The organism is Staphylococcus marylandisciuri (genome assembly GCF_025519785.1).
GTDB lineage: Bacteria > Bacillota > Bacilli > Staphylococcales > Staphylococcaceae > Staphylococcus > Staphylococcus marylandisciuri.
Genome location: NZ_JAOPKZ010000017.1, coordinates 1 through 21,721, shown reverse-complemented (window position 1 = coordinate 21,721; position 21,721 = coordinate 1). Strand labels below are relative to the sequence as shown.

The following is a 21,721-nucleotide window of genomic DNA, read 5'->3' as shown; positions in this document are numbered from 1 at the left end:
TGTTCAGTTCTAGGTGTCAGACGAGGTGCTGGCTTAAATATTTTACAAGTATAATAATTTCTTATGTAAGCGCTATTACGACGTTTAGTAGGTTTTAACCCTAGGACTCTAGGGGATATGACACTATAGGTTGAAGTGTATCAATATTGAGAGCGATGCAAAAAAGTAAAGACCATTTTATTAATAAAGAAACAGGATTTAAAGATATTTCACATGTGAGTTAAATGAGTTTGGAAAGAAGTAAGTGAAAATAAATGTTTTGGAGGGATTTTGTTGAACATTTACAGATTAAAGTATCAACACTATAAAGATATTGTAGATGACAATGTATTAACGGTATTCGTGTTAGCAAAAAATGAAGATGAAGTTAGAGCCTTTGCTAAAAAATTAACGTATAAAGTTGAAGACGTTACGCAGGTAACTCAAGAAGAGTACGAAAGGGAAAAGGAAAAGTATGATCATTTCGGTTTAGAACATGCGGAAAACTACTTAGACTAAAGATGGGCAGATAGGCTGTCTTGCGTACGAGAGAGGTGTGAGGAAATGAAAGGACAATCTAGAACCACAAGTAGGATGAGATGGGGCTTTGTTGGTGCGGTATATGCATTTCTCATTATCATGATGGGAACTACTTTACCCACACCGCTCTATCCTATCTACAGCAAAGCTTTCGATTTATCCCCGCTGATGGTAACGATCATCTATGCTGTCTATGCAGCAGGGGTTATCGGTGGCCTATTAGTCTTCGGTCAACTTTCTGATCGTATTGGTAGACGTTATGTACTTCTCCCAGGTGTTATATTATCTGTAATAAGTGCACTCATCTTTCTTTGTGCAACGAATGTCGGTTTCTTGTTAGCAGGGCGCGTTGTTTCTGGACTTTCTGCTGGACTATTTACAAGTACTGCGACAGCCACTATTGTGAACCTTGCGCCTGATGATAAGAAGAACCAAGCGTCAACCATTGCGAGTAGCGTCAATATGTTAGGACTCGGGTTTGGACCTTTGCTCTGCGGACTTTTAGCGGAGTATCTACCTCATCCGCTTAGACTAATATTTGTGGTTGATATCGTTATGCTCATCCTCGCGTTGATAGGTATTTGGATAATGCCTGAACCGATCAAGGACAGACAATCGTTAAAAGTTAACGTTCAGAAACTCAGCGTACCTAAAGAAATTCGGGCGACATTTATCTATGCGGTTATACCCGTTTTTGTTGGCTTTTCAATGCTAGGATTATTTACTGCGATATCACCCAATTTCCTGGGTAATATTTTAAGCATTCATAACAAAGCAATCATTGGCGTCACAGTGTTTTTCATTTTCTGTGCTTCTACTCTAGGGCAGCTATTGTTTAAACAACAACCCGATTCTAAAGTGCTTACATTAGGGAGCGTTACTTTGATTGTAGGAGTAATATTAGTGGGTGTGTCGTTATTAGTAGAATCATTCCTCATGTTATTCATAGGTGCGCTCGTCTCAGGACTTGGTCAGGCGTTTAGTTTCAGAGCTGGTTTATCTACGGTTAATTCAGTAGCACCTGAAGATCAACGTGCAGAAATCACTTCTACCTTCTTTACAATTGCTTATATTGCTATCTCAATACCTGTAGTCGGAGTAGGACTGTTAGAGTTAGGTCTAGGAGTTCAATGGGCCGGTATCGTCTTTAGCATGATAGTGGCTGTCCTTGCTGTAGTATCTTTCTTGTTACTAGTAACGAGAGGAAAGAGAGAAGCATAAATCGATGAGGTTAGACTACCCTCTTAGTGCAGCTAGTATACCGGACGTCTATAACTATAGTATAGAGGATGAAATAGGAGTGAGGAGATGGAGTCCATTTGGCGTATTTCGGTACAGGATAAACGTGTTAGGCAACTCATGAAGAAAGATGACGTTATGGCTAGGTTAATCAAAGAGATTGGTGATATTGAAAGGACGCTTAGACCGTACCCTTTGAAATCGCTCGTCCGTTCTATCGTTGGACAACAAATATCTGTTAAAGCGGCGGAAACGATATTTGAACGTCTTTCTTCTAAGATAAACCATCAATGGTCAGTTGAAGCGTTGAGTGAACTTTCTGTCGAAGAGTTGACAGATGTCGGCCTTTCTAGGCCTAAACAACGCTATTTAGATAATCTACTAGAACACATCGATCTTAAAGAAGTTGATCTCAATGCTTTACACGACTTAAGTAATGCAGAAATTATTAATCAACTCACAGCAGTCAAAGGCATCGGGCAATGGACTGTCGAAATGTTTCTCATCTTTACACTTCAGAGGGAAGATGTTGTACCGTTAGACGATGTTGGACTTCAACGTGCAGCACAACACCTCTATCAGGCTCAACAAGTACAAGGCAAAGCGGTTCTGAAAGCGTGTAAAGAAAAATGGGGCGCTCAGGGTACGATAGGTTGCCTCTACCTGTGGGAGTACATCCATCAATATCATATTTAGACTGAAGACGGGATGTCCGTCACTCAGTTTCAAGAGTGACGGCAGTCCCTTTTTTAATGAGATTGAGACATAAAGTTTCTGTGCTCTCGGCAACCGATTAACGGTGTCTCGAAAGTAGGATTGCCGACAGAAACGCTCACGCTTCGGGAGCGGGAGAGAAATCTAATTTGACTAAAAAGATTTCGTAGTCCAGACTTTTTAAAAAGTATGGATGAGGTAAGTGAGTTGAGAACAGAGTTCATATCTAAGTGAAAAGCTAAGTGTAAGCAGATCGCGTTTCACTTATGTCCCGGCTTTACTCTTATTATTGAAGGGTAAATACTATAATGAGAAAGTTACAACTCTCAAGTTATATCAGAATAGTGAATTAAAGGTGGATTTAGTTTATGGCTATAACCCTTTCTGTTAACCCGGCATTGAAGCGCCTATATGATACGCAGGAACTTCAGAAAGAAGTTTACCGCGAAGTTGAACAACAGCTGAAGGATAAAGATTATGAAAAAGTAGAGAGTCAAACGCGTGCTGCACTGCTGTATGTAAAAACCAGATTATATAACTATTATAAAAGGCATGAAATATGGGGACAACGCAATAACGAGACAAATGAAATATATCAATTATCGCCATACCAATTATATGAAGCGATGGAAGATGAGGATGAAAATATCGAACTTGAAGCGCTAGATTTGATAGAACAGCGGTCAGAAATGTATTTCAATGTAGGTATCGGTTGGCTATCAATCATTAATAAATTATTTCCCTATTTAGGTTTGCGCTTCGATCTAGAACCGTTTGACGCTCAACTATTTAAGCGTTTTGAGGAAGAAGCGAAAAGAGTAATGACATACTTGTTTCAAAAAGAACCATGGCTATTTGATAAAGTTAAATCTAAACACTTTCGTCAAAACTATTTAGATCATATTATTAAAGAAGCGTTCATAGGGGCACACCAATTCTATCGCTTTCAAAGCATATGTGGTCAAATGGCTGAGACGTTTATAGAGAGTAAACGCCACAGTAGAACTGAACCAGCATCCTAGGAAAGCGAGGCCATTTAATACAAAGTGTTGTATAAATAGAGCACAGCAGTAAGTTCAATGTCATTTAGAAATAGCTTGCTGCTGTTTTTTTAGGAATTAACGCTCTATCTTTTCTGTCGTTAAAATAATAAGAATTATACGCCGATGCTGCTTCGCTCTTTCTTTTTATGTTATTTAAAGGACTGTTAAACTATACATTTTCTATTGTTTTCGGTAAATTTAAAAGTGACTAGTTGAAGAGTAAGACGATAATTATTGAAGAGGAGAGCACAATATGTTTGGGAAGTTTAAATCAGGAGTGACATCTTCAGCACTTGCGTTAACAGGCGCTACATTTATAGGCGTCTCAGTTGGGTTAGGCGCTGGCGTAACAGCATTGCATAACCTAGATAAAAGGGTACGAGACAGATGGTATCAGCGTTATGGGAGACCAAAGATGAATTTTAAAGGAGATAAGTTAAATACATATTATACGATTTTTGCGAAATACTTTGATATCCCTGCTATCTTAGGCATTGTAGGTATCATGTCATCATTCTTCTATGTTAAGAAATACTATGTAGTCAGCGCTTGGGTTCTTGGCGTCGTAGGATCTGGTGGAGTAGTAGGCTTCGTTCAAAAAAACGTGATACAGCGGTCTCGCCCTTTCCAACATCTCGTACAAGATACAGGTTATTCATTCCCTAGTGGCCACGCTGTAGCGAGTAGTGTGTTCTTCGCGATCGTGTCTCTCGTGCTGCTCCCTGTGATTAAGAATCCAATCATTAAAGGGGTTACATTGCCAATCGTCTTAGGCTCATGGCTGAGCATTATACTAAGTCGATTTTACTTCCACGCCCACTTCTTAACAGATGTGATTAGTGGTAGTGCGTTTGGTATCTTTTGGGTGCTCTTAGGAGTGAAAGGTTACAAATGGTTGCTACACCAAGACTTTCCAATCATGAGAATTGGGAAGACATTTTACATGAAATAGCTTAAGGGTGAGCCATAAAGTTCATTTGTCCGTCTATAAATTGCTCTTTACCGCTTTAATATGGCTTACAGTAAGGGGTCGATTCGATTATTAAGACGCCCTTCCTACTTGAATCTAAAAATTCAGTGGGAAGGGTGTCTTAATTGTTATTATTTACTTTTATCAGGCGTGTAGTCTACACCTTTAGTGTAGTCATTTGAAGCATCCCAGAGTAAAAATTCATTTATACCATGATCTTTTAATGCGCGTATTTGGTCTTCTACTGCTTTTGCGTCGTATTCTTTATAGTTGCCTGCACCTAAATAACTAGCAGTGAAATCTTGAAGCCATGGACGTGATTGGGGTTTATGTTTGCCTGCTTTTTTCAAGACCTCATTTTCCTTTTCAAGATATTTATCTACCGTCTTATAAGGTTCTAAGTCTGGATGAGCTAAACCGAAATCATTAGGGCTCCAGTGCGATGGATAAATCATGGATGAAATGATATCCACGTTGCTTGCTATCTTAGGAAAGCTTTGCCCTATACCCGGTGCTTCTTTGACTGTAGCAGAATAACCGAATACATCTGCCCCTGTTTTAACATCTAATTGATGTAATTCTTCATGCGCTTTTTTCAAAAAGCCAGTGATGGCCTTCACGCGTTGTTCTGTATGATCTGAATCATTCTCTTTAAAGCTCCCAGTCGTGTAGTCTAATTGCTCGTCCATGTTTTCGAAGCCTTCAGGAAAACGGACGTAATCGAATTGAACCTCACTAAATCCAGCTTGACCTGCCGCTTTCGCTACTGCGATATTGTAGTCCTGCACCTCTTTACTAAAAGGATTAATGAATTTATCGCCACCATCACTTTGCCAAACATCTCCATTCTTCTGTTTAAACGACCACTCAGGGTGTTCTTCAGCGAGCTTCGAATCCTTAAAAGTAACTATGCGTGCAATTGAATAAATATGATTATCTTTCAATGTCTTCATTAGTTTTTTTAATTTAACAGTTTCAGAGGTGTTCTTTTTTATTAACTTATTACTTGAGTTTAAATCCATCGTAATATTTCCGGTATCATCTTTGACGTCGATAACCATAGCATTTAACTCTGTATGATTGATAAAATGAATGAGTTCGTCAAATTTCTTGCCTTGTAGTGAACCTGGTGCCACGTATATACCTTTTACCCCATCTTTAGGGTATGTCACTTTGTAGTTTTGACTATCTTGTGAAGCAGTGCTTGAACTATTCTTTTTAGAATCCGTTTGATTATCACAGGCTGAGAGTAATAAGAGTCCAGCAGCCAGTGCGGTAAGTGTACGTTTCATAATATAACCGTCCCCTTAAATATATAAGTGTGAGAAGCATGACATTTACACTAATAAAATTTTTATATTCTTAGTGTACACTGATTCTGTATATTTACAAAGTGTTTTTAGAAGCTGAGCGTTACTATATAGCTATGTTTGCTGTTAACTAATTTGGACCTAAAGACTTTACGAAAGGATGAGCTCAATTGGTGGCCGAAGAGCTCATGGCGGGTCCATAGTTAAAGGAATAGGAAGACTACTGGTCTACAGATAAGGAAGTATGCGGTTAGGATTATGAAAGGGTGGTTGCTGCAACCGGGCGGTCTTCATAAGGTCTTAGGTATTTAGCGGTCGTTTGAGAAGGAGGACTGACGTAATTTATAGCGGAAATTAATTCTTTATAAAAAATCTCATCTTTATAAATCTTCATTGACAAACTTCACATTTAATTTATAATCGAAAATGATTCTCATTATCATATTAATAAAAAATTAAAGGAAAGTGATTTTTTGGAAAAGGTAGTAAGTAAAGATATAGAAGAGATACATAGCCATTTTCAAGATTTGACCTCAAATGAAGTTCAGCAATGTTATCGACAAGCACATCATGAAGTTAATCGACGTGTAAAGCAGCTTGCTGTGTTTGAAAATATCGATGAAACATTGATTGCGCGTGACGAACGCTTGCAAGGTGAAATTGAAGATTCAATTAGAAACCTCACTTTGAGTTACTTGCAATATCATAGGGATCAAGATAATTACGGTCACAAATATGAACATATATTTGACTTTGTAGAGAAAGAAAATCTTACAGATGTTTTCTTTGAACAAAGCGTGACGCAAGGTCATCCTTTTCACCCCATGACTAAGACGAAGCTCGGTTTCACACATCAAGATGTATTAAATTATGCCCCAGAGTTTAGAAACACTGCTCACGTGATTCCAGTTCTTTGTGACAAGTCATTAGTGACGGTAATGGGTACTCAGCGTTCTGAGAAATTTACTCAGTTCTATCACCATGTTACAGATTATTGCCGTCAACACCATATTGAGATGGATAACTATGACATCTTATTTATTCACGAGTGGCAGCTTAAACATTATATGCGTGCTCAATATTCCCAGCTATTTGATAGCAATCAATTGATCCCTCTCTATGATTTAGCGATTGCTGCTAATCCTTTACTTTCATTTAGAACACTTGATATTCCGTCATTAGATTCGATTATTAAGACAGCAATAAATGTGCAAGCGACGAGTGCTGTTCGGAATGTTTCACCCGCTTCCATCAACAATGGAGTGGTCTTGAGTAAAGAAGTTAGCCGTATTTATAATCACAGCACTTATCATCATAGCTATATTCAGAAAGACCTCGCTGGTGCGCACTTAAATATTGATCCACAGAATGCAAATAAGTGTAGCTATTTAATACGAGAGACGATTCCATCCACCCCAGATGTTCATAACGTCGTCTGTGCGAGCTTAATTACGAAGAGTTTCATCACGGATAAACCCATTGTCATTGAGTGCATCGAACAACTGATGACTTGCGAACAACTTGAGTTCCATGAAGCAGCTACACAATTTATGAAACGGTATAGCGAAATACTATTAGAAGCGACGTATAAGCTAATGCTAGAAGAACACATCAGTTTAGAAGCTCATATGCAAAATAGTACAGTGGTCATCAAGAATGGGAAACCGCAAGCCATTTACATCAGAGACTTTGGTGGCGTTCGCTTGTTTGACAGAGACTGTGAAATCGACGCTTCAACAGGCTTACTAACTACAGAATTTGAAGAATTATTAGCTGTTTTCACACATTCTGTGCTTTACAATCATCTATTCCAACTCATTCATGTCTTAGCAGAATACAACTATCCTGCATCGCAATGTCATCAACTTATAGCGGACATGATTAGACGATATAATGAGCAACTTCAACCCGAGATTGATGTGTTGCAACAACCTCACTTTAGAATCAAGTCTTTACTTAAAATGCGCATTTATGAAGATGGTTATGACTATCAGCACACTGTAGTTGATAACCCGCTTTATGGCAAAGGAGGTCAAGCGTAATGAGCTGGATGAACGAAGTATTGAGACATTCCTCTAGATTTAATCGCACCTATGTAGAGCAATCTATTGAACAGAGTATTGAAATTACTTTTACTAAACTAATTAATTGCTTATATGATGAAGTAACGTCTCCTATTCAATGGGTTGAGGAATCTCACGACACGAAGAAACTGTATCTTTCAGACGACACTTGTATCATGTACCGTCAAGCTCAACCGCTCGTTCACTTGTATGAGAATAATATGAAGAAAACGATGATGGATCCGCTTGAGCTGATTGACTGGTTAGCTCTTCACAGCCAAGGTGTGTATGACTACGGTCAGCTGAAAATAGAAATTGAGAACCATCTCATCAATCAAGCGCTTAGTCTGATCTATTGTGCGCATATGCCGAAGAGTGACCACCCTCTCCTGCATGGGGAACAGTATGTGGTTCAAGGACATAACATTCACCCGTGTGCGAAGACTAAATTAGGACTAACCTTTGATGAAGTAATGCAGTATTCACCAGAGTACAATCAGGCCTTTAAACTCAATTGGGTACTTGTGAAAGAAGGGCTGCTGTATAACAATTTAGAAGCGGAAGAATTAAATATTTTAGCTCAATTTAGTGGGTATAAAGGCGAAATACCGGTAGGCTATCATCTGATTCCCGTACATCCTTATCAATTCAAACACGTTATTTCGCGTGTTTATGCCGAAGAAATTGCTAGTAAGCGTATCATTCTACTGTCTCATCGAGGAGGTTTAGTTAAAAGCACTTCTTCCTTCAGAACAGTTTGTCCTATAGATGGTGTTACACCTATGATGAAATTACCTGTTAATTCTCAGATGACCTCTACGATTCGTTCAATTAGTAATAACAGCATTATTAATTCTAAATATATCGGCGAATACTTTAAATATATCTATCAGCATGATGAACGACTGCAAGAAATCAGTTTACCCGTCCTAGAGTTTGGCGGTATGACGTATTGTCATCCGCTTGAGGAGAAGCAGCGGAATTTATCGTTCATTCTACGTGAAAACAATGCGCAATACTTAGCAGCCGACGCGTCATTGTTCGCCGCGACATGCTTGTTTGAATACAATGAATTAGGTATCAAGGTTTATCAAGATCTGATCTCTAGTGCAGAAAGTATTGCGACGCCAATGGAGTGGTTTAAACAGTATGCCTCCATACTGATTGAAACTGCTGTAACTTTAATGTCTAAGTATGGTATAGGACTTGAAGCACATCTTCAAAACATGTCTTTCGAATTTAAACACGGCATGCCGAGTCGGCTACACGTTAGAGATTTCGGAGGGTTAAGAATCGATACGACGCGTATTCCTAGATGGGTTGAATTAACTCAAGCGTTGACTAATGCGACCACAGAACAGATGTATGAAAAAGTACAAAATACGTTGATTAGCAATCACTTGGAGACGTTAGTTGCTCACTTTAGTGAAGATTATGGATGTGAAGAAAGTGATTTATGGCAGTGGATTAACCAAACTTTCCAGACCGTATTCAACCAATTACGTCTGCAAAACCTTCCTCATGTCCAACCTGACATGAATGCTTTTTACACTGAGACAATTAATGAGAAGGCGTTACTGACGATGCGAATTTCTCCAGCTTCAGGAGATATTTATGTTCAGAAATCAAATCCTTTAGTGACATATGACCATGTTCAAGTTTAACGCCTATAGTAGATTTATAGTTTCTCAGTGTATAGCGCGTACAATTGACTGGATCGATATCATCGCTTTAAACTGGATTACTTTGCAACTGACGGATAGTGCAATTTACATCGCTTATGTCAATTTTGCTCGGTTGATACCTCAGTTAGCGTTTGCGTTCATCATAGGCAAATTAATTGATAGCGTGCGCTCGACGAAATTAATGTATATCATTCATAGTTTTAACATGCTGCTAACGTTATGTATCGTTGGTGCATTCTGGCAACAATGGAACATTTATGTCATCCTTGCTGTTATCATGGCACGGTCGTTCTTCCAAGCTATTGATACGATACAGAGAAATGCGTTGATTCCCAGCTTTGTTACTGAAGAGAAGTTACACAAAGCGATCAGTTTAAACGCGCTCATATTAAATGTATCACGGCTAATTGGACCGTTTATTGGAGGGTTACTGCTAGGCACGATTAGTTCACACATCGTACTAGCTCTGCCGATGATAGGAAGCATATGTGTAATAGTGTTAAATCGAGTGTTGCCTGAAGTGCATCAGCAGAAAAAAGAGAAACACAAGATTGGTGCCTATTTAAAGAGACAACCTGTGATCGTCATGCTCATGGCATCAAGCGTGCTATCAATGCTCTTTGGATTTGCTTATACGATCGTCCTTCCAAGCATTGTAGATGCCCAGTTCGGTCGTCACACGATGATTTATTCGCTATTCACTGCTATGGTGGCAGCTGGTTCAATCATTGTATTGCTCATATTTATGCGTTCTAAACAACAAGGAAGTCTAAGAAGTTTAAGGTTATGGTCAGTTATATTTTTAATTTCTGTCATCCCATTAATGTTTATTCACAACGCTTATCTCTATGCTGTAGTACTCGTCTTGATGGGATTTGGGTCTCAAGCGTTTAGAACAACCAATCGTATTCTAGTTCAGAAAATGGTCGAACCTAAATATCGAGGCTCTGTGCTATCCATCTCTATGATGGATAAAGGATTTATTCCACTAGGTGGCATATTGTTGAGCTTTATTTTTGAACATTTAGGATTGAATAGCATGTACATTGTGATGAGTTTAGGCTTATTACTCGTAGCGGCTTGTGTGAGCTTAATGGTGAAGAAGGAGGAGCAGTATGGATAGAATTAAAGCGGAACTAGAAGATTGTAATCAGGATTATTATATATACGATTTAACTGCGCTTGAACGCAGAATTAAGTGGCTTACCTCGGTTACAGAACACCGACTATTCTATGCGGTAAAAGCGAATTCAGATGAGAGAATAATAGCCACACTAGCACCTTATGTAGCAGGGTTTGAAGTGGCTTCGCCGGGCGAGATTCAAAAAGTTAGATCCGTCTCTAAAGACGCTACCATTATCTATGGAGGGCCGGTCAAAACAAAGCGCAACCTATCATATGCTTTAGACAACGGTGTTCAATCCATCCAAGTAGAAAGTTTATTTGAATTAGATAGCTTGGCCGAATTACTTGATAATACAGAGCGACACATTGAAGTGATGTTACGAATTAATTTAAGCGATATCAAGTCGACAGCTAAGTTGAAAATGGCAGGAGTGCCAACTCAATTTGGCTTGCCAGAAGAAGATTTAGATGAAGCTTTCCAACTCTGTGATAGCATAGGTCAACTGACGTTAGTTGGATTCCACTTTCACTCAATGAGCAATAATTTAGACGTCTCAGCTCACGTCAGTTTTATAGAAAAAGCAATTCAATTTACGCATAATTTCGAATCTAGACTGCCCGGAGACTACGCAATCAATGTAGGCGGGGGCATAGGTATTGATTACGCTGGTGAAAGCGTGTTTGACTTTGATGACTTTGCTAATGAAATCAAAGCGTTTCCGCGTTTAACATTTGAGTTGGGCCGCTTTATTACGGCTCCAGTAGGCTATTATGCGGCTGCGGTCTATGATATCAAGACGATGCATAACCAAACGTTTGCTTTATTAAATGGTGGAACGAACCATTTCAGATTTCCTAAAGCGTGGTACCATAACCATCCATTAGAGATTGTTGAACGCGAAATGACAACGCCTAGCGCTTCAAGTCGTTCTAAGCAAGCGGGTGCTTCTCATCAAGTAGAGGTCGAAAAAATGAGTTCTGATCAAACTGAGCAATTATCAGAAAGAGTTAAATATTCGACGCGTCAGAAAGAGATTCGAAATCAAGAAGTAACTCTAGCAGGCAAATTGTGTACTCCTAATGACGTTTTTGGTCCACCTTATGTCGTTGATAGCTTAGCCACGGGTGATTGGATAGTCTTTAAGTACGCTGGTAGTTACAGCTATGATATTAGTCATTTACAATTTCTTTCACACGATTTACCTATTGTAAAATATATTTAGATTACCAGTTGACAACAGTTATCAGTTAGCTATAATTGAGAATGAATATCATCTGAATTGTGTTTAAATATTTATACATAGAAAGAGGGAGACTTAATGAAAAAGTTATTTCCAATATTATTGATTCTCGTACTCATGCTAGCTGCGTGTGGCGGTGGCAACGATAGTAAGTCTTCAGATAAGAATACGCGTGAGATTAAGCACGCTATGGGGACTACGAAAGTGCCTAAGCATCCGAAACGTGTTGTAGTGCTTACGAATGAAGGGACTGAAGCAGCAGTTGCAATGGGTGTGAAACCCGTCGGCGCTGCGAACTCTTATGAAGGTAATCCTTGGTATTCCCACTTGAAGGATAAATATAAAGGCATCAAGCCAGTAGGTGGCGAAAGTGATCTAGATTTAGAGAAGATCGCTAAATTGAAGCCTGATCTCATCATCGGTAACAAATTCAGACAAGAAGCACAGTACAAAAAGTTATCTAAGATAGCACCTACGGTATTCTCTAAAGAACTCCGCGGTGACTGGAAAGAGAACTTCAAACTCTATGCGAAAGCGTTAAACAAAGAGGACAAAGGTAAGCAAGTGCTTAAAGATTATGACAACCACGTGAATAAAGTGAAAAAAGAACTTGGCGATAAGAAGAATGACGCGGTGTCTATCGTTCGTTTCATGCCTGGTGACGTGCGTATTTATCATCAAAAAACATTTACAGGTATTGTTTTAAACGAACTTGGTATCAAGCGACCTAAAGGTCAAGATAAAGATGATTTCGTAGAAAAAGGACTTTCTAAAGAACGTATTAAAGCTATGGATGGCGATTATCTCTTCTACTTCACTTTCCAAGATGGAGATAAGAAAGTCACTCAACTTGAAAAAGATTGGACCAACGATCCTGAATTCAAGAAATTAAATGCTTATAAGAAAGGTCACGTATATAAAGTGGATGACGGAGTTTGGAACACTTCAGGTGGTGTGTTATCTGCTAATCAGATGATCGATGACCTCAAGGATAAAATGTTAAATGAAAAGTAGATATCTATGGTGGATTCTAGGATTTACAGCATTGTTTATAGTGCTGTTTACCTTGAGTTTACTGCTTGGATATAAACAGTTTTCATTCATCCAAGTGTGGAGATACTTCATCTTTAGCGAACCTATTAAAGATGAGCATATCTTAACACAGTTACGACTACCTCGCGCAATATTGGGCGGGGTTGTCGGCGTTTTGATGGGTATTAGTGGCGTAATGATCCAAACCATTACGCGCAACCCGTTCGCTAGCCCCGGAATTATGGGGGTGAATAGTGGAGCGAGTTTAATGGTCGTCATTATGCTTATCGGATTTGGTGTGAATGGCTCATTCCAACTCGCTTTTATGGCCTTTCTAGGTACGATTATTGTCGCTAGTATGATCATTCTAGCGACATCGGTACCACTTAGACCTTTCACTGCCATGGAGCTCACGCTTTTTGGAGCGAGCATTAGTGCATTTTGTATGGCTATTACTCAAGGATTATTAGTCTATAATGAATCCGCAATTGAAGAAATTATTAGTTGGTTAAATGGTTCAGTAGCTAATAAGCATCTCAATGTACTTGCTTATATTTGGCCATTTATCGTAGCTGGATTAGTGCTTTCTATGTATATGGCGCGCTCATTAAACCTTTATATTCTAAGTGAAGACGCGCTTAAAGGTTTAGGCGCAAAGATTTTGAGTATTAAAGTTATGACGATGATAGCGGTAGTCTTGCTCAGTGGATCTGCAGTAGCATTAGCGGGACCGATTGCCTTTGTAGGACTTATCACGCCGCATATAGCTAAGCTCATATGTCGCACACATAATCACTTTATCATCATTCCGCTTTCAGGTCTGATCGGTGGTTGTCTGTTAATGCTCAGTGATATATTAAGCCGTTATTTACTCATGCCTAGAGAGATTCCGGTAGGTATAACAACTGCCATACTCGGCACACCTGTGTTTATCTATTTAATACTTAAGCGCAAGGAGTTAACAGAATGAAGAAATTAATTATATTATTTATTCTCTTGTTAGTTGTTACACTCATTACGCTTATGGTTGGTGATCACTTCTTACTCCCTCAAGAAGTCATTGCTGGCCTCTTTAACACAGGCGATGCTTATACAAGTTTAGTTGTTTCAGATTTAAGACTGCCGAGAGTCTTACTTGCGCTAGTTACCGGGGCAGCGCTCGGAGTTGCAGGTTGCGTGCTTCAGTTCATAACGAAGAACCCTTTAGCTTCTCCAGATGTTATTGGTATCTCTCAAGGTGCAAACGTCGGTTCTCTAGTCTTTCTAATTGTGTTAACGACGAGCACTGAAGCATTGCTTATGCCGATTCAATATCAACCGATCTTCTCCATGCTAGGCGCACTGATTATCACTGGTTTACTCTATTTGTTTGCTTTAAGGAAGAATTACAAACGTAACCGCCTTATCCTGATAGGTGTGAGCTTTAATATTCTCTGCCAAGCGATCATCATGTTCTTAATCTTGACTTCAAACAAACGGAGTGGGCAGGCACAAATATGGATTACTGGCTCTGTGCATCAAGCTGAATACTATCAAGTGTTCCTCATAACTATAGTGTTAGGTCTAATCATGTTTGCCCTGACGTATTTCTCACGTTCTATGGATATTCATTACTTAGGTAAGAATATTTCAGAGGCGCTCGGTGTCCGTTACCAATTTATCTCAGTGTTAGCGTTATTATCTATGAGCGTGTTAATTGGAGTTTCTATGAGTTATGTCGGAGGTGTGCAATTCGTTGGCTTAATCGCACCTCATATAGCGATGAGAATTGGAGCACATCAATTTAGAGTGCGGATGTATAGTAGTGCGCTGATTGGCGCGATGATTCTCCTGATCAGCGATTTGATCGGTCGTACGTTGTTCTTGCCGAAAGAGGTTCCCGCCGGCATCTTTACAGCCTTGATCGGTTCACCGTTCTTCATGTATTTGTTAATTAAAAGTCGTAAGTAAGTCGTTGATGTCCACATCATTAAGGAGGAGACGCTCAAGTTCTATCATTAAACTTAGAGCGCTCCTCCTTTTTAGTCTGCACGAGTTATATCGCTTTTGAAAAAGTGAATGATTACAACAATTCTTCTATTTCGGCAATCATGTTTTGCGGCTTATCTTTTGGAGCGTAACGCTTAACTACGTTGCCTTCGCGATCGATGAGAAACTTAGTGAAGTTCCATTTAATCTTACTATTGAACAAGCCATCTTGTTGTTTTTTCAAGTAAGTGAATAAGGGGTGTTCATTTTTACCATTAACGTCAATCTTTGCATGAAGCGGGAACGTTACCCCGAAGTTTATCTTACACGTTTGTGCTACAGAATCATCTGACTCAGGTTCTTGGTTCGCAAATTGATTACATGGGAAGCCTAAGATCACTAAACCTTGGTCTTTATATTGTTGATAGATTTCTTCTAGGTCTTCAAATTGACCTTTCAAACCGCATTTCGTAGCAGTATTAACTACAATAATCACGTTTCCTTTATACGCTTCTAACTTATAAGTTTCGCCAGTATTCTTTTTTACTTCTATATTATAAATACTTTCACTCATCTTTATGTCCTCCTATATCATTACAATCTTTTATTCATTAATCATGTCGCTCATTTCGTTAGGCAGGCGACGTCATAACACTAAAGCCTGAGCTGTTCATACGATGATCGACGGTGCAAATTACTACATGAGTCAACACTAGTGCGTTATGAGATCGGCACAAAAGCGTTTAGGGTTTGAGCAGGGGTCCCAACAAAGAGAAACTGGTTCATAATGTAATGTCTCAACCTCTTTCAGCATCTTGGCAGTAGATGACTGATTTGAAAATGCGCTTGTATCAAGCTTTTTTCAATTCTAGTCATCCTTGCCGGGGCGGGACTACGAAATCATTTTATTCAAAATAGATTTCTGTCCCGCTCCCAACAAGCACAGCGAGTTGGGGTGGGGGCCCCAACAAAGAGAAACTGGTTCATCAGTTTCCACCAGCAATGTGAGTTGGGGCGGGACTACGAAACTTTTTATTCAAATTAGATTTCTGTCCCGCTTCCGAAGCGTGAACGTTTCTGTCGACAATCCTGCTTTTATGACGCCGTTAATCGGTTGCCCAGAGTACAGAAACTTCATGTCTCAATCTCATAGAGGCGTCGATCATTCGCCCTGCTCGGTATAGGACTAATCTCGTTCCTACTTCATACGCTTGATTCAAGGTTAAAGCGTTTGCCAAGCTGCATGATTCCACCGATGCAATTCAGAGCGATTTGTCTCAAAGTTAAGGTTCCGTTATAAATGTTTTAGCTTATCTTCTAAGTTATCTAAGACCGTCTTGGCTTGTTGATATTCTTCAAGGTTAAATTGAGTTGAAATACACTCCGAAATAGCTTGATAAACAGCCGTTTGTTCTCTTTGTCCTTTCTCGGTGAGACTCACATGAAGTTGACGTTTATCTGATTCTGATCTGTAACGTGTAATCCATCCAGCCTGTTCTAGCCGCCTCAAGAGAGGAGTAAGTGTATTACTTGCAAGGTCAAGCTGTTTACCTATAGCGTTAAGCGTTTGTGGTTGTTTCTCCCATAAAGCCAGTAATACAAGATATTGCGAGAATGTTAAACCAAACCGTTTAAGTTGTTTTTCGTAAAATTGACCAAAAAGACGGTTCACGTTATAAACCGAAAAACATAATTGGTTAGCGAGTTTCATATCATCATTCAAACCGTATCCCCTCCTTTCAATCGCATGCGATTAATTTTAATATAAACAATCGCGAACGACTAATCAAATCATGTGCTTACTCTTCATAGCATTAAAGCAAAACTTTGACGTCTTTCGGTTGCAGAGATGTGGATGTGTCAGGCTTGATTGATAAAAATATCAACAAATCTGTTAATCTGTTGCATTTTTCCACACATCAAAAAATCTAATGGTGTTCATGAACTGTAGCACATAGTAAAGTGTTATGTGTAATTTCAACAATTGAGACTGGGACATAAATCCCAGCCGCTTTCAGCATCTCGGCAGTAGATGACTGATTTGAAAATGCGCTTGTATCAAGCTTTTTTCAATTCTAGTCATCTTTGCCGGGGCGGAACTACGAAATCTTTTGTTCAAATTAGATTTCTGTCCCGCTCCCTTCAACATCTTGGCAGTAGATGACTGATTTGAAAATGCGCTTGTACCAAGCTTTTTTCAATTCTAGTCATCCTTGCTGGGGCGGGACCACGAAATCTTTTATTCAAATTAGATTTCTGTCCCGCTCCCAATTTCAACAATTGCATATGTTTAGCTTTTAAACTTTTATAAAAAGGGAAAAGCTTGAGTATTCATAACAATCTTTAAAAAATAGGGGGAAGTGCCTTGGCAAAATTACTGTATAGAATGGGAAGCTTCATCGCTAAGCATAAATGGGCGAGCCTCTTTGCTTGGATCATACTCCTGGCAGTTATCATTGGGGCTTTAACAGTCAACGCGCCTAAATTTGATGACGATATAACGATGAATGGGCTTAAATCTCTTGATACGAATGACAAGATAAGTAAAGAGTTCCATCAAGATAGTCAGAAAGCGAAGATGCGGCTTGTCTTCCATTCTGATAAAGACAATGGCATCACAGACAAAAGCACGAAGAAAGATATTCAAAAAGCTTTAAATAATATCAAACAAGATGATGATTACATTCAAAATGTTTCAGACCCTTACGATAGTGGTCAAATCAACAAAGATAAAGATACGGCAATAGCAGATATTAACTATGTAGTGTCACAAACTAACATGCAAGATCAATCTAAGAAGATTATCGATAAAGAACTGAGTGATGTTAAAGATGATCATAATCTTAAGATTGAGAAGACAAGTCAAATGTCTATGCAAACGGATACAGGTAGTACTTCAGAAATTGTAGGTATTATCGCTGCATTTATCATCCTACTGATCACATTTGGCTCTATTATAGCTGCAGGTATGCCAATTGTGAGTGCTTTAATTGGGCTTGGTACAAGTGTAGGTATCATCGGTATCCTGACGTATGTATTTGATATTCCAAACTTTACACTTACGTTAGCAGTGATGATTGGTCTAGCAGTCGGCATAGACTATTCCTTATTCATCCTCTTTAGATACAAAGAGATTGCGCAAAAGGGCAAAGGAACGGTTGAATCTATAGGCCTTGCAGTAGGAACAGCAGGCAGTGCGGTTATCTTTGCTGGCTTAACTGTTATGGTGGCTGTCTGTGGTCTTTCACTCGTCGGCATTGATTTCCTAGCAGTGATGGGCTTTGCCTCAGCGATTAGTGTACTCTTTGCAGTACTAGCAGCATTAACACTGTTACCAGCGCTTATCAGTATCTTCCATAAACGTATTAAACTAACGAGAAAGAAAGGTCAACAGGCTAGGGCTACGAATGTCAAAGAAGATAGTAATAAGTCCACTCAAGATCAAGGTAATGGCTGGGGTAGATTTATCGTTGGTAAACCAATCATTGCTGCCGTTATAGGTATTGTTATTCTACTCATAGCGCTTATACCAGTCACTCATATGCGTCTAGGTATGCCAGATGATAGCCTCAAACCGCAAGATTCACCAGAACATAAAGCGTATAAGATGGTGTCAGACAACTTTGGCGAAGGATATAACGGTCAAATCGTTATGCTTGTTAATACCAAAGATGGAGGAAGTAAGAAAGACATCGAGAACAACTTAGACAATATTCGTGACGATATTAAAGATTTAGACCACGTAGATAAAGTTCAGAAGGCACATCTAAATGATAATAACCATTACGCTTTAATCTCAGTGATTCCAGACGATGGACCTAATGCTAAATCGACGCAGGATTTAACTTACGAATTACGTGATTATCACAGTCAAGCTAAAGAGAAATATGACTTTGACACTGAGATTTCAGGTCAAAGCGTCATTAATATAGATATGTCAGAAAAACTGAATAACGCTATTCCAGTATTTGCTGGCGTTATCGTCGCAATCGCGTTCGTACTCTTACTCTTTGTATTCCGTTCTATTCTCGTTCCGTTGAAAGCAGTGCTAGGTTTCGTCATTTCACTCGCTGCTACACTAGGATTTACAACACTAGTTATGCAAGATGGTTTCCTAGGTGGATTGTTCGGTGTTGACGCGACGGGTCCAGTCCTAGCATTCTTACCGGTCATTGTAATAGGTATACTCTTCGGATTGGCGATTGACTATGAGCTCTTCTTGATGACACGTGTGCATGAAGAATACAGCAAGACAGGAGATAACGATAGAGCCATCCTTGTGGGTATTAAACAAAGTGGCCCTGTCATAGTCGCAGCAGCATTAATTATGTTCAGTGTGTTCATTTCATTCGTCTTCCAAGATGATACTACAATCAAATCTGTAGGTATCGCATTAGGCTTTGGTGTGCTCTTCGATGCATTCATCGTACGTATGATGATCATTCCAGCATTAACTAAACTGTTCGGCAAAGCAGCGTGGTACTTACCTAAATGGTTAGATTCAATCTTACCGAAGATAGACGTGGAAGGTAAGGCATTAGAAGAAGAGGATTCAGATAGCACAGATGAGGAAGCGAATAAAAATTATAATCAAGCGCATACTGAACATCCTACTTCTAATCATCCTGACTATGATCGCGCTCATGCTGATAGCTATACACCAGCATACACTACTTATGAATCCAATCAGCCAGAGCAACGATATACTGACCACGACAACTTAACTAGAGACTATACTAATCAAACGCACGCTTCTAATTTCGGCTCAGATTACCGTTATCAAGATATAGATTACGAAAGACTTTACACTCAAGAAGGTGGCGATATAGATAGTCACGAACACGCCACACAATATGATAAACAAGAGCCAACAGAAGATGAGAATAAACGTAAGATAGAAAAAACTACAGCGCTTTATGAAGCGTTAGCTAAAGAATCTAAAGACCAAGATATAGTCTTCAATGCGCTGATGCTTTATGCACGTGTGAACCACAAAGATATTTATGATGAGTACAAGAAGAACCACACATCTAATGGATACGGAGAGTTAGACTAAAATTTAAAGGAGGAAGCGATGAATGTTCAAGCGACGTTTATTTAAGACAGTTGCTGTCATAACCACATTAGCCTTAGCCCTTGTGCTAAGTGCTTGTGGTAAAGGCGGCTCATCAAGTGATCAGGCGACTTCACTTGGTGACAAAGACGTTGAAATCCCATATGTTGCAACTGATAACTCAGCAGCGCGTTCGCTCGTGATAGCTGAAGTACTGAAGAAAGCGGGTTATAATGTTACGACCACTCCTGTGATGGCAAGCGGACCTTTGTATGCTTCAGTTTCACAAGATAAAAACCAATTCCATGCGTCGGGTATATTTCCTTCAACAGATAAGAAGTATTACAATAAATTCAAAGACAAACTATCTGTTTATGACAAGAAACATCTCGTTGATGATGCTAAAGTAGGCTTAGCAGTACCTAAATATATGAAGAATGTAGATTCCATTCGCGATCTTAAGAAGAAAGATGTCGGTAAGCAATTTGATTGGAAGGTTCAAGGTACAGATAAGCGTAATGGCGTTATGAAACAAACAGATGATGAAATAGGCGATAATGATCTCGATAAATACAGCCTTGAGAAATCTTCAGATCAAGAGCAATTCAAGAAGATCCAAGGTGCTTATAAACAACACAAACCACTGCTCTTTACAGCGATGAGTCCAAGTTGGATTAACAAAGAGCTAGACTTCAAAATGTTGAAAGATCCAGAAAAAATTTACGGTTCTAATGACCAGCACATTGACCTCGTCTTCAATAAAGACTTTAAACAGAATCACCCTGGTGCTTATACTATTGCAACACGTATCGCGGATGACTGGAGTCAAAAAGATGAAGATGATTTAGCTAAGAAAATGTTCGTCGATAAGAAGAACAATCCAGAACAAATTGCGAAAGACTACGTAGACGATCACGATAATAAAGTGGATGATTGGAAGAAAGATGTCGGCGATTAAGTACAGCACCTATTAAGCGACGTGTGTAGATATAAAGGCATGCTAACGTCGTTACTCAGAACGTTAAATGAGGGATTGCAGTTAGCAGATAGTGGATTGAAATAATACGCAACCTAACTTGATCACACACGTATAATAAAGTAGCAATTGAGAGATATTAAGTTCTCCTAAAGATGATAAGATAAATAGTCCTTCCCCCTTTGGAATAAGTGAAGTAGCGCGCTTTTCTAAAGGGGGATATAATTTCTATTCCTTTATCAAAGACGATAGGGAGCGGGACAGAAATCTAATTTGAATGAAAAGATTTCGTAGTCCCGCCCCGGCAAGGATGGCTAGAATTGAAAAAAGCTTGATACAAGCGCATTTTCAAATCAGCCATTTACTGCCGAGATGTTGAAGAGGGAGCGGGACAGAAATCTAATTTGAATAAAAAAGATTTCGTAGTCCCGCCCCGGCAAGGATGGCTAGAATTGAAAAAAGCTTGATACAAGCGCATTTTCAAATCAGCCATCTACTGCCGAGATGTTGAAAGAGGGAGTGGGACAGAAAGCTAATTTGACTAAAAAGATTTCGTAGTCCCGCCCCGGCAAGGATGACTAGAATTGAAAAAAGCTTGATGCAAGCGTATTTTCAAATCAGTCATCTACTGCCGAGATGTTGAAAGAGGCTGGGATTTATGTCCCAGCCTCTTTTCCTACGATTAGTCAAGCGCTTCTACAATAAAATAAGCATACTTAACTCAACCGTTTAAATTTTATTTTTTTAAATAAGGTGTTAAACTATATTTGATTGTACGGTTGG

General features: G+C 39.2%; 17 protein-coding genes and 2 pseudogenes. 16 read left to right on the top strand and 3 right to left on the bottom strand.

Annotation, left to right across the window (positions count from 1 at the left end; translation table 11 throughout):
- The first annotated feature begins 273 nt into the window (after positions 1-273).
- From N9R04_RS10065 to N9R04_RS10045, 5 genes are all read left to right on the top strand, one after another.
- Positions 274-498, top strand: coding sequence for a hypothetical protein (locus tag N9R04_RS10065; protein WP_262856641.1), 225 nt, complete (start codon positions 274-276; stop codon positions 496-498).
- Between the two features lie 45 nt (positions 499-543).
- Entirely contained in the window at positions 544-1,740 is a 1,197-nt protein-coding gene (locus tag N9R04_RS10060) for an MFS transporter (protein ID WP_262856640.1), read from the top strand.
- Positions 1,741-1,827: 87 nt separating this feature from the next.
- Entirely contained in the window at positions 1,828-2,454 is a 627-nt protein-coding gene (locus N9R04_RS10055; protein WP_262856639.1) for a DNA-3-methyladenine glycosylase family protein, read from the top strand.
- Positions 2,455-2,840: 386 nt separating this feature from the next.
- Positions 2,841-3,494: a hypothetical protein gene (locus N9R04_RS10050; RefSeq protein WP_262856638.1), complete on the top strand. Its 654-nt coding sequence runs from the start codon at positions 2,841-2,843 to the stop codon at positions 3,492-3,494.
- A gap of 274 nt (positions 3,495-3,768) precedes the next feature.
- Positions 3,769-4,467 (top strand): phosphatase PAP2 family protein, encoded by a 699-nt coding sequence (locus tag N9R04_RS10045; RefSeq protein ID WP_262856637.1) that lies wholly within the window; start codon positions 3,769-3,771, stop codon positions 4,465-4,467.
- A 149-nt stretch (positions 4,468-4,616) separates the two neighbouring features.
- Here the strand turns inward: N9R04_RS10045 and N9R04_RS10040 are convergent, their stop codons facing one another.
- The gene (locus N9R04_RS10040) at positions 4,617-5,777 is read right to left on the bottom strand and encodes a putative glycoside hydrolase (RefSeq protein ID WP_262856636.1); all 1,161 of its coding nucleotides are present in this window, start codon (positions 5,775-5,777) and stop codon (positions 4,617-4,619) included.
- Between the two features lie 491 nt (positions 5,778-6,268).
- Here N9R04_RS10040 and N9R04_RS10035 point away from each other — a divergent pair, with 491 nt between their 5' ends.
- The 7 genes from N9R04_RS10035 (at position 6,269) to N9R04_RS10005 (ending at position 14,891) form a co-directional block, all read left to right on the top strand.
- Positions 6,269-7,837, top strand: coding sequence for an IucA/IucC family protein (locus N9R04_RS10035; RefSeq protein ID WP_262856635.1), 1,569 nt, complete (start codon positions 6,269-6,271; stop codon positions 7,835-7,837).
- Positions 7,837-9,522, top strand: coding sequence for an IucA/IucC family protein (locus N9R04_RS10030; protein ID WP_262856634.1), 1,686 nt, complete (start codon positions 7,837-7,839; stop codon positions 9,520-9,522). The genes N9R04_RS10035 and N9R04_RS10030 overlap by 1 nt, the downstream gene beginning before the upstream one ends.
- A complete protein-coding gene (locus N9R04_RS10025) occupies positions 9,503-10,666 on the top strand; it encodes an MFS transporter (RefSeq protein ID WP_262856632.1) in 1,164 nt (387 codons plus the stop codon). Before N9R04_RS10030 ends, N9R04_RS10025 begins: the two co-directional genes overlap by 20 nt.
- A complete protein-coding gene (locus tag N9R04_RS10020) occupies positions 10,659-11,891 on the top strand; it encodes an alanine racemase (RefSeq protein ID WP_262856631.1) in 1,233 nt (410 codons plus the stop codon). The genes N9R04_RS10025 and N9R04_RS10020 overlap by 8 nt, the downstream gene beginning before the upstream one ends.
- Before the next feature lie 96 nt (positions 11,892-11,987).
- Positions 11,988-12,923 carry an ABC transporter substrate-binding protein gene (locus tag N9R04_RS10015; RefSeq protein ID WP_262856630.1) on the top strand — a complete coding sequence of 312 codons (936 nt, stop codon included), beginning with the start codon at positions 11,988-11,990 and terminating at the stop codon, positions 12,921-12,923.
- Positions 12,913-13,911: a FecCD family ABC transporter permease gene (locus tag N9R04_RS10010; protein ID WP_262856629.1), complete on the top strand. Its 999-nt coding sequence runs from the start codon at positions 12,913-12,915 to the stop codon at positions 13,909-13,911. The genes N9R04_RS10015 and N9R04_RS10010 overlap by 11 nt, the downstream gene beginning before the upstream one ends.
- On the top strand, positions 13,908-14,891 hold the full coding sequence (locus tag N9R04_RS10005) for a FecCD family ABC transporter permease (RefSeq protein ID WP_262856628.1): 984 nt from the start codon (positions 13,908-13,910) through the stop codon (positions 14,889-14,891). Before N9R04_RS10010 ends, N9R04_RS10005 begins: the two co-directional genes overlap by 4 nt.
- Positions 14,892-15,003: 112 nt before the next feature.
- Here the strand turns inward: N9R04_RS10005 and N9R04_RS10000 are convergent, their stop codons facing one another.
- Positions 15,004-15,483 carry a glutathione peroxidase gene (locus N9R04_RS10000; protein ID WP_262856627.1) on the bottom strand — a complete coding sequence of 160 codons (480 nt, stop codon included), beginning with the start codon at positions 15,481-15,483 and terminating at the stop codon, positions 15,004-15,006.
- Positions 15,484-15,787: 304 nt separating this feature from the next.
- On the opposite strand from N9R04_RS10000, the gene N9R04_RS09995 reads away from it, so the two are divergent.
- Positions 15,788-16,093 (top strand): hypothetical protein, encoded by a 306-nt coding sequence (locus N9R04_RS09995; RefSeq protein ID WP_262856626.1) that lies wholly within the window; start codon positions 15,788-15,790, stop codon positions 16,091-16,093.
- A gap of 110 nt (positions 16,094-16,203) precedes the next feature.
- Here N9R04_RS09995 and N9R04_RS09990 read toward each other — a convergent pair whose 3' ends face one another.
- Positions 16,204-16,620 carry a MarR family winged helix-turn-helix transcriptional regulator gene (locus N9R04_RS09990; protein WP_262856673.1) on the bottom strand — a complete coding sequence of 139 codons (417 nt, stop codon included), beginning with the start codon at positions 16,618-16,620 and terminating at the stop codon, positions 16,204-16,206.
- A gap of 654 nt (positions 16,621-17,274) precedes the next feature.
- On the opposite strand from N9R04_RS09990, the pseudogene N9R04_RS11510 reads away from it, so the two are divergent.
- The 3 genes and pseudogenes from N9R04_RS11510 to N9R04_RS09980 all read left to right on the top strand — a co-directional run.
- A pseudogene (locus tag N9R04_RS11510) lies at positions 17,275-18,330 on the top strand (MMPL family transporter); the annotation flags it as partial.
- 33 nt (positions 18,331-18,363) lie between these two features.
- Positions 18,364-19,965: pseudogene (locus N9R04_RS11505) on the top strand (MMPL family transporter); the annotation flags it as partial.
- 22 nt (positions 19,966-19,987) lie between these two features.
- Positions 19,988-20,920, top strand: a complete 933-nt coding sequence (locus tag N9R04_RS09980) for a glycine betaine ABC transporter substrate-binding protein (RefSeq protein ID WP_262856623.1) — start codon at positions 19,988-19,990, stop codon at positions 20,918-20,920.
- Positions 20,921-21,721: the final 801 nt, after the last annotated feature.